The 9,329-nt window shown below is 48.6% G+C and carries 10 protein-coding genes; 6 read left to right on the forward strand and 4 right to left on the reverse strand.

The window, feature by feature from the left end; translation table 11 throughout:
• The first annotated feature begins 238 nt into the window (after window positions 1–238).
• Window positions 239–490: a hypothetical protein gene (locus tag WFK85_RS17995; RefSeq protein WP_039286933.1), complete on the forward strand. Its 252-nt coding sequence runs from the start codon at window positions 239–241 to the stop codon at window positions 488–490.
• Between the two features lie 202 nt (window positions 491–692).
• Here WFK85_RS17995 and WFK85_RS18000 read toward each other — a convergent pair whose 3' ends face one another.
• From WFK85_RS18000 to WFK85_RS18010, 3 genes are all read right to left on the reverse strand, one after another.
• A complete protein-coding gene (locus WFK85_RS18000; protein WP_336709475.1) occupies window positions 693–2,792 on the reverse strand; it encodes a peptidase domain-containing ABC transporter in 2,100 nt (699 codons plus the stop codon).
• Window positions 2,785–4,074 (reverse strand): HlyD family secretion protein, encoded by a 1,290-nt coding sequence (locus tag WFK85_RS18005; RefSeq protein ID WP_336709476.1) that lies wholly within the window; start codon window positions 4,072–4,074, stop codon window positions 2,785–2,787. The genes WFK85_RS18000 and WFK85_RS18005 overlap by 8 nt, the downstream gene beginning before the upstream one ends.
• Window positions 4,075–4,312: 238 nt before the next feature.
• The gene (locus WFK85_RS18010) at window positions 4,313–4,651 is read right to left on the reverse strand and encodes a SymE family type I addiction module toxin (protein WP_336709478.1); all 339 of its coding nucleotides are present in this window, start codon (window positions 4,649–4,651) and stop codon (window positions 4,313–4,315) included.
• 303 nt (window positions 4,652–4,954) lie between these two features.
• Between WFK85_RS18010 and WFK85_RS18015 the strand changes: the two genes are divergently transcribed.
• From WFK85_RS18015 to hxsA, 5 genes are all read left to right on the forward strand, one after another.
• Window positions 4,955–5,356, forward strand: coding sequence for a hypothetical protein (locus WFK85_RS18015; protein ID WP_336709480.1), 402 nt, complete (start codon window positions 4,955–4,957; stop codon window positions 5,354–5,356).
• Between the two features lie 407 nt (window positions 5,357–5,763).
• Window positions 5,764–6,036 (forward strand): His-Xaa-Ser system protein HxsD, encoded by a 273-nt coding sequence (gene hxsD / locus WFK85_RS18020; protein WP_213716533.1) that lies wholly within the window; start codon window positions 5,764–5,766, stop codon window positions 6,034–6,036.
• A complete protein-coding gene (gene hxsB, locus WFK85_RS18025; protein ID WP_336709487.1) occupies window positions 6,036–7,424 on the forward strand; it encodes a His-Xaa-Ser system radical SAM maturase HxsB in 1,389 nt (462 codons plus the stop codon). Before hxsD ends, hxsB begins: the two co-directional genes overlap by 1 nt.
• Window positions 7,417–8,529, forward strand: coding sequence for a His-Xaa-Ser system radical SAM maturase HxsC (hxsC, locus tag WFK85_RS18030; protein ID WP_336709483.1), 1,113 nt, complete (start codon window positions 7,417–7,419; stop codon window positions 8,527–8,529). Before hxsB ends, hxsC begins: the two co-directional genes overlap by 8 nt.
• A complete protein-coding gene (hxsA, locus tag WFK85_RS18035; RefSeq protein WP_336709485.1) occupies window positions 8,526–9,152 on the forward strand; it encodes a His-Xaa-Ser repeat protein HxsA in 627 nt (208 codons plus the stop codon). Before hxsC ends, hxsA begins: the two co-directional genes overlap by 4 nt.
• A 69-nt stretch (window positions 9,153–9,221) precedes the next feature.
• Here the strand turns inward: hxsA and WFK85_RS18040 are convergent.
• A partial coding sequence (locus WFK85_RS18040) for an IS3 family transposase (RefSeq protein WP_336710377.1) occupies window positions 9,222–9,329 on the reverse strand: 108 nt, incomplete at its 5' end.

Here is a 9,329-nt window from a genome sequence, read left to right on the forward strand (position 1 = left end):
TATATTCCATTTTGTACAAATGCTTATTCAAATAATCACCGTGATAGTAATGTGACATTTATAAGCCTGTTAAAATCAGGCCTATTAAAAATAAAAAAATAATGTTTTATGGCGGTTTGATCTTTTGCCTGGCCTGTATTAGAAATTATATCAGGGTAGGGAATGCATTGTTTTACCGCCTCACTATCCGCGAGAGCTTTTAACCTTTCTTTCCGTTTATTTTATTATGGTGAAAATCATGAAAGAATTATCCACTCAGGAAGTTAAGTCAGTTAGCGGTGCGGGTTTACTGGATGGCGTGATCGGCGGCGCGGGCGATCCGCTGGGCACCGTGGGCGGCATTGTTAGCGGCCTGCCGGTTGTGGGCGGCGTTCTCAATGGCGTGACCCAGCTCGTGGGTGGCGTGGTAAATAGCGTGGTTAGCGGCGTGAGTTCTATTCTGGGCGGCCTGCTTGGCGGCACCGGTCTGTTCGGCAGCACCAAGCGTTAATATCACGGATGCGATGCTTTTCCCAAGGGAATAACGGAACGGCATTTTAAAGGATTAAAACACTCCCCATAATATATGGCAGCCGCCGGAAGGGTGCTGCTGTATATTTTATTTGCGTTTATTTATTTTCCTTTTCTGTTTAGTCACTATTGCTCTGGCAAAAATAAGAGGAATATCCCCCTCTTATTTAAGCCTCTGGCCACTATCCTAAATCTATCACCCGGTTAGCGCTGGCGATTGTCGACGGGCGATGGGCAATAAAGATGCGGGTTATTTTCAGCGAAGCGATAGCGGCATTGATATGCGCCTCATTGGCCAGATCCAGGTGGCTGGTGGCCTCGTCAAGAAACAGCAGATTGGGCTGCCGGTAAAGCGCCCTGGCGATCAGCAGCCGCTGTTTCTGCCCCCCGGAAAGGTTGCCCCCCAGTTCGCCAATCAGCGTTTCATAGCCCATCGGCAGGCTCATAATTTCGTCATGGATGTTGCAGTTCCGGGCGCAGCTTATAATGCGCTCGGCATCTTTGCTGATGTCGAAGCTGCCGATGTTGTCGGCTATCGACCCGGCAAAAAGTTTGTCGTCCTGCAGCACGCAGGCGATGCTGTCGCGGTAGTTATTCAGCCCGACTTTACTGATGTCCAGGCCATCGATCAGGATTTGCCCGCGCGTGGGGTCGAGCAGCCCGGCCATCACCTTCATTAAGGTTGTTTTGCCGATCCCGGAAGGGCCGACGATGGCCACGCTTTCCCCGGCGGCGACGGTGATATTGAGATCGGCAAAAATCGGCCGCGAGAGCGCGTCGTACTGGAAGACCAGGTCGCGTGCTTCAAAGCTGGCGGGCTGGTTTTTAGGCAGCAGCTTACGCGGCGGCTGGCTGGTTTCGGTCTCGGTAAACACCACATCGGCGATACGGTCGCTGTGCAGGCCGAGCATACGCAGCTGCAGGATCATATCGATCAGGTTGGCCGCCCGCTCAGAGAACTGTCCGCGATAGGCGTTGAAGGCGACGAACATCCCGAGCGTCATCTGGCCATTGATCACCATCAGCGCGCCCAGCCACAAAATCACTATCTGGTCGACGGCACCGATAAAGGTGTTGATGCCCCCAAACAGCATATCCAGCTTGGTGATGCGGATGTTGGCGTTGGCGGTATCTATATTGAGGTTGAGCCAGTACTGCGAGCGAGTGGTGGACAGCCCCAGCGCTTTCAGCGTGCCGATGCCGTAGAGGGTTTCCATAAAGTGGGAATTGGCCCGCGCGCCTTTGACGATCTTCTCTTCCGAGGCCTGGCGGTACTGGTTGTAGGTGGCCAGGCGCAGCACCATATAAAAGGCGGTAAAGCCCAGCACCACCCACACCAGCCAGCCGCCGTAAAGCACCATCATAATCAGCACGCCGACCGACATCAGGGTGTCGATAATGCCGTTGACCAGGTTGGTGGTCAGCGTGGTGCGAATGGTGTCCAGGGAGCCAAAGCGGGACTGGATATCGCCGAGTTTGCGCTTCTCGAAATAGGCCAGCGGGAGTTTGAGCAGGTGATCGAACATGCCCGCTTTCCACTGCACTTCAATCAGGGAATTCATCACCAGCGACGTCCAGGCCCGGAGCATGCTGACGAAGGTGCGAAACAGGGTAAAGAACAGCAGCCCGATACAGATTAGCGCCAGTAAATCATGATCCTCCGCGATGATGACGTGGTCCATCACCAGCTGGGTGCCGATGGGGATCAGCAGGTTGATCGCCTCCACCACCAGAGACAGGCAGAAGATTTTCGTCAAAAAGCCTTTCAGGCCGCCGATGTTGCCGAGCAGGGTGCGGAAGCTGAGGCGGCTGCGCTGGGTGACGCGGGCAAACTCGCTGTCCGGCCACAGCTCCAGCGCGACGCCGGTAAAATGCTGGGACATTTCCGCCAGGCCCACGACGCGGCGGCCAAAGCCCGGATCGTGGATCACAAAGCCCGAGCGTTTGACGGCGACCAGCACCACAAAGTGGCTCATGTCCCAGTGGAGAATACAGGGCGTTTTCAGCTCGCGCAGCTCGTTCAGATCCAGCGAAAGCGGGCGGCTTTTCAGGCGCAGCTGGGTGGCGATGTCGATCAGCACCGCCAGCGTTGCGCCGTGGGAAGAGATGCCAAACCGCTGGCGCAGGTTGAAGAGGTCGATGTTCATGCCGTGGTAGCGACAGACCATCACCAGGCAAGCCAGGCCGCACTCTGCCGCTTCCGTTTGCAGGACCTGGGGCACTCTGCGGCGCAGGCTAAAGTTCAGCTGATGCATCATGTCTTTAAAAGCGGATTCATTCATGCACGGGTCCGGTTAGGCTTTTTTTAAGGTCGTAGTAAGGGGCGAGCATCCACTGGTAGACGGGGCGTTTTTCCAGGAATAGCGTGGATTCCGCCTTCATGCCGCTGGAGAGCCGAAGGGGGTTGTCTCTGGCGGTGAGACGGTTCAGGTCGAGCGTGACCAGCACTTTGTAAAAGGGCTGACTGGTGGTGCCGGACGGCTGGCGAGGCACATTATTGTACATCGCCATTTCCTGCGCCGAGGCGGGCACGCTGGAAATCGACAGTATTTTGCCGGGGAACTGGCCAAACTTCTCAAAGGGAAAAGCCTCGTAGCGGATGTTAATGCTGTCCCCCGGCGTGACGTAGGGCAGGCTGCTGTTGGGGAGCCACAGCACCAACGCGTAGCCGTCGCCCCCGTTGGGCACCAGCTGGGCGAGGCTGTCGCCGGCGTTGACCATCTGCCCCTGGGTGACGCTCAGGGAGTCGATTTTGCCGTCGCTGGGGGCGTCGATAAACACGGTCCCGCCGCCGTCCACCTCCGCCAGCTGGCGGTTGAGCCCGCTCAGCTGGAACTGATACTGGGAGATTTGGTTGTCAAAATCCGTCGCCCGCGTTGAGAGCTCGCTTTGCAGGTTGGTGATCTGCAGGCTTTCCTGGATGCTCTGGGTGTTCAGGCTTTGGTAGGCGGTTTGCTGCTGATAATAGAGGTAGCGCTGGTTGTTGAGCTGGTCTTTGGTGATCATGCCCTTGCGCTGGTAGCCGTCGTAGTTGTCCATGCTCTGGCGCATCTCTTCCATGCCTTTGGCGGCGTTCGCCACCAGGGCGAGGGACTTCTCGTGCGCGGTCTGGTACTGATTCAGCTGTTGCCTGAGGTTTTGCTCGGTCTTCTGCTTGTTCTGCTGCAGCTTGAGGATTATTTCCTCTATAAGCTGGATCTGTTTCTGGATGGCGGCGATAGAGTTCTGGCTGACGTTGCCCGACTGGGTCGAGCGGCTGGTATCTATCTGATAAAGGTGGTCGCCTTTTGCCACGCTGTCGCCGGTTTTAACCCAGGTGTGGGTGATAAACCCCTGCTGCGGAGAGAAGATATTGATGGCGTGCGGCTGGGTGATGACTTCCCCGCTGACGTTAATCCGGCGGGTATAGCTGGAGAAGGCCATCAGGCTTATCAAAATAATTAAAAACGTGGCGGAGAGTAATACCACCACCCAGGCGGGATACCCGGAGATCAGTAACGCTTTACCCAGCCATTTGCTGCGGGTGTGCTCTATGGCTTCCTTGCGGAATATATTTCTGTTCATTGGGGGAGAGCAGGCCATCATCGTTTTTTATACTCATTAGAGTAGTTTAAGCGTTTGAGCGCGCCAGCAATGTGGTGAGATTTTTTATTCTTATGGCGGGAGGGAATAATATATTTGAAATAGAGAAGCCCGAGTCCGGAATAGGGTTTTTAATTCCAGGGTTATTTAAAGTGAAATTGAGGTGGCGGTAAAATTTAGCTCATTAACCCCGGCAATTCACCGGGGCCAGGTTCAGCCGTTAACGCACCGGCGGTTTAGGGGCGATCACGTCCTCAATAAACGCTTTGACCTGCTTCTGCCTGCGGGCGGAGAACTTACACACCTTGCGCAGGGTCTGCATGATCTCCGGCTCTTCCGACGGCGGTAGCGGCTCTTTGGCCGTTAATATCAGGCAGCCCGGCAGAACCCGCACCTCCACGCTCGTGCCCGTATCAAAACCCGCTTCCGCAAGCCAGAACCCATTCAACGTTATGGCGGGTGAAGGCTGGAATTTTTTCGAATCTCGAATGTAGCCCACAGTATAAGTCCTTGTTGTTGTGGGGATGTGCTTCTCTGGCTTATTATGCTGGTCAGTCATGGTCAACTCCGTTGGTAGTTGGTTGTGATTAGCGGTTAGGGCAGGTTGCCGCCTGCCTTAATCGCGCTTCTTTTGGTTTCTTTTCTTACTGCTCTCTTACTTCTGCTCTTAACTGCTTTTGGTTTGTGCTTGCTGATTACTTCATGCGGGAATTATACCTTGCTGGAGGGATTGGCTGGAAAAATGGGGGGATAAATGGAATGTGCCTCCCAAAAAATGGTAGGGGGAAAATATCTTTTATTTGTTTACTATCGCTCATCTGTAGCTGTTGTCAGCTATGGATAAAAACAGGCCAATATTTTGATGAAAGCAGGTGTTTTACTGATGATGTTGCTCTTTACACCTATGTCCTGGGCCGCAGAACCTGGGTCAAAAGAGCCGGCGAGAGAAATGGCGGAAGCAGTCTGTCAGTCCCAGTATGAATTACTCCATACGCGCTTTGAACTGGGACGTTCTGGAACGGAGGCAGTAGCCGCCTCAAATAAAATATTGGACGTTTACCTGAGAAAGAATAAAGAAAGCTTAGGTGAGCATGTCTCTGCCTTAATGGGGAATAATTTTCTGTCGCAGTTGCATGAATTAGAGTCTAATCCTGAGACCGTAACGCACCTGAAATCACCTCCAGCAGGTTTTAAAGAGAAGTTCCTCTCGTTTTGTATTTCCGATAAGACAGAAAAGATTGAGTCTCTTCATGTTTTTGGGTGAGTTGGGGGCATGAGGGAGAATAGTTTGTGTAAATTTCGCTGAAAGGACGGCCAGCAACTAGTGCTCAGAGAATCGGGCTTTACGCATGCCGGTCTCCTCAGGAGTACATAATCAATATGTTGTAAGAACTCTAAAAGTGAATGGTTAGTGTTGCAGGAAGGCTTACGATTAGACTTAAGTGTATTTGTCAATCACACACTACTCTATTTTAACAAGTTAGTACTTAAAAAACACTGTCATCATGATAGCGACGTTAATAAAATCAATTTGTTGTGTGATTTTTCATTATGTTGTGGCCATGCTCAGCAACATGTTTTTTAGATTTTTTTATCATGATATCTATAAGAAAAATTATTCAAATGAAATAAATTTCGTTGATTTATTATTCCTTTTAGAAGGTTGTTGATATGTGGGAAAAAATTATACTAAAACAGCATTGCTCTGAATGGGTTATCCGGAATAGTCTTTACTGGATGACACCCCTAAGCTCGTGGAAACTTGAAGAGAACTTATCCTCCTGGATTATCTTCTTTGAGATAAGTAGTCCTGAATGTGAGTTTGAATTCGAAAGGCTGATAAATGATTTTAGCCTCAGAGAGAAACTTCATCATCAGACAGGTCAATTGCGTGATGCCATAGTTAGCAAGGTTCTTCGAAGCATAGATGACAGGCTTGCATGATGAGACTGATGCCTTTTAACTTCGACAGGATGCCTGATGGCCGGATATTCATTAGTAACCTCGCGGGCTTCCATCATTTTTTAGGTGAGCAGGAATTTCTCGATCTGGTAAACGGTCATATCAGTCAAGAGCAGTCCTCATCGCTTGAAAGCAAACTTTTCGTTTGTGGAGATGAAACTTCCTCTGTTACCCCTCATGCACTAAGTTCGGCTTTTGCCAAACGGCTCATGAATGAGCTGGCGGTCAGGCCAATCTTCATGATCGTACCAACTCTTCGTTGCGATCATACTTGTAAATACTGTCAGGTCAGCAGAGCATCGTTCACTGCTGATGGGTATGATCTCAACCCTGACCTGATACCGCAAATTGTTAGAACCATAAAGAAACTGGGTACACCTCCCTACAAGATAGAAGTTCAGGGCGGTGAACCACTTCTCAGGTTCGATCTTGTCCAGTCAATCTATCACGAGTGTGAGATTTCATTAGGTTGTGATGCTTTCGAAATGGTGATTGCCACAAGCCTGTCATTACTCGATGAAAGCATCCTCTTATGGGTTAGAGAGCGGAATATCACCTTTTCAGTCTCGCTTGATGGAAATGAAGCCGTCCATAACAAGAATCGTATCCTTACTGACTATCAGGCTCACAACAAAGCAGCTACAGGTATTCGGAAAATTACAGAAGAACTTGGAGCAAACCGGGTTGCAACTGTCACCACAGTGACTAAGGAACTGACAAAGGAGCCAGCTTCCATAGTAGATGCTCATCTGTCTCTGGGTCTTACAGACATGTTTATAAGGCCTGTTAGTCCATATGGGTTTGCTCAGAAGCAGAGTTTCACTTTTTCAATGCCAGAGTATTTTGATTTTTATAAAAAATTAATGCAGGAAGTGTTGCTTCAGAATGAAAAGGGAATTCCTGTCATTGAGCACTCGGCTGCTATCCATCTCAAACGAATTTTCAATCCGGGCTTCAGTGGTTATGCAGATCTGAAATCACCAAGTGGAGTTGTGTTGAACTGCATTCTGTTCAACTATGACGGTAAAGTTTACGGTAGCGACGAAAGCCGTATGCTTCAAAAAGTAAATCCGGAAGCAGATTTCAGTGCCGGGGAATTTGCTTCATTCTCATTCAGTAGAAACGAATATTACCGTTCAGCTCTATCATCCTCATTCAACTTTGCCATGCCCGGTTGTGATAACTGTGCTTATCAGCCATTTTGTGGGGCAGATCCTTGCCAGAACATTAGTGTTCATGGCGAACCTGTTGGAGATAAGAGTCGATCTATTTTTTGTCAGTATCACAAAGGAATGTTCCGTTTTCTGTTAAATGAAATCTCCCATGAAGGACCAATGGCAAAGATGCTTAAAGGGTGGGCTTATGTCTGAGGTGCTTAGAAACGACATATTCAGGTTTTCGGCTGATCTGCCTGTTCGGCAAGGTTTCTATCGCCTGTGCAAATCTAAGCCCGAAAATCCTCAATTCTATCTGCCAAATTTACTGGTCAGTGAAACTGAACTCGATTCCAGACTTCCTGCATATTTTGCAGACTACGTTGTGAGCACTGATCTTTTCAATTCCATAGAAGATGGTGATATAGGGATTGTTAACAACGGAAACATGATTAGGGTGATTTTGTCACGGAGAGCAAACCATAACACTGTTCTGGTAACTGAAAGATGCAACAACAGTTGCCTTTTTTGTTCTCAGCCTCCGAAGACAGGAAACGATGACTGGCTTCTTAACCAGTCAGCACTTGCCATCGCTTCTTTCTCCCTGAATGGTGTCGTAGGCGTGAGTGGGGGAGAACCCCTACTGTATGGCGAAGATTTCCTGCATTTTCTGGACTTCATAATCGAAAACTCGCCTGAGACAGCATTGCATGTTTTGACCAATGGACGGAAGTTTGCAGATGCCAATTTTACTCAGCAGATGAAAGAGCGAAGCGAAAAAATCAAAATAACTTTTGGTATTCCGCTTTATTCTTCAAGGTCGCCAGTTCATGACTATCTGGTTGGAAGCGATGGGGCATTTAATGAGACTGTTAGAGGGCTTATCAATGCCGGCAACTCAGGGATCAACATTGAGTTAAGAATTATTCCGACACTGGCTAACTATATGGAACTGGACAAAATCATAGAGTTCGCTGGTCGCGTGTTCTCCAATATCAACCAGATTTCTCTTATGGGGTTAGAGTCTATTGGCTGGGCACGTAAAAACTGGTCATCAATCTTCATTGAGCATGATAGCTATAGTGAGAAAATGCTATGTGCCATAGAAACAGCACAAAGGTCAGGCATCCCCCTAACAATCTTCAATTACCCATTGTGTCATCTTCCTGAGCGAGCTTGGGAATTTACTACTCAGTCAATTTCTGACTGGAAAAATTACTATCCCAAAGAATGTGATGAATGTACTCGGAAGTCTTCCTGTGCTGGTTATTTCAGTTCATCAAAAGGCCGTTTTCATCAACCACCGAGACCAATTTTATGAAAAAATTTAATTTCGCTGCTCTGCTTCCGGGATTTTTAGCACTCAATAATTCTGTATGGGCAAGTGATTCCTCTACTGGAGCAAGTGACTTGCCTGGTATGACTCTCAATGAGCATGATTTAGTGATAGCTCCACTTAACACGGAAGTCCCCTTTTACATTGCAGGACACCGAAGTCATAGCTCCCATCGAAGCCATAGTTCTCATAGATCTTCATCTGGTGGTGGATACTATGGTGGAAGTACTCCTTATTATCCTAAAACATACAGTTCATCAGATTCATCCAGTTCAGGGACGAATTCCTCATCGTCTTCTTCATCTATTCGTTCACTTCGCTCAAATGATATAGATACCTCTACGTCCACAAACTCTGTTGGAACGAATAGAACTACCCGTGCAAGTAGTGGGCTGGCTTCTGATACTGAGAAGCGTAAACGTTTAATCATGCGAGTGCAGTTCGCACTGCTGGATAAGGGATATTACAACGGGAATATTGACGGAAGTATGGGGCCAGCGACACGAGCTGCTATAAAAAATTATAGAGTTGCAAGTGGATTACCTACTCCGGTAAGGGAAACCTTGGATACACAGTTATTGAACTCTTTAAGTATACTGGCCCGTTAAAAATATCAGGTTAAATAGAATGAGATAAAGCTCTCTTTTTATAAAAAAGGTTGAATCGCCACTGATAGTCTAGACACTTCCGAGCCGTTGATAATAGTGGTTTTCATATTCTGCTGGTGACATCTGATCGCTGGAACCATGCCGACGCTTACTGTTGTAAAACATTTCGATGTAATC

Origin of the sequence: Cedecea sp. VD22, from assembly GCF_037150195.1 — a bacterium.
Taxonomy (GTDB): domain Bacteria; phylum Pseudomonadota; class Gammaproteobacteria; order Enterobacterales; family Enterobacteriaceae; genus Cedecea.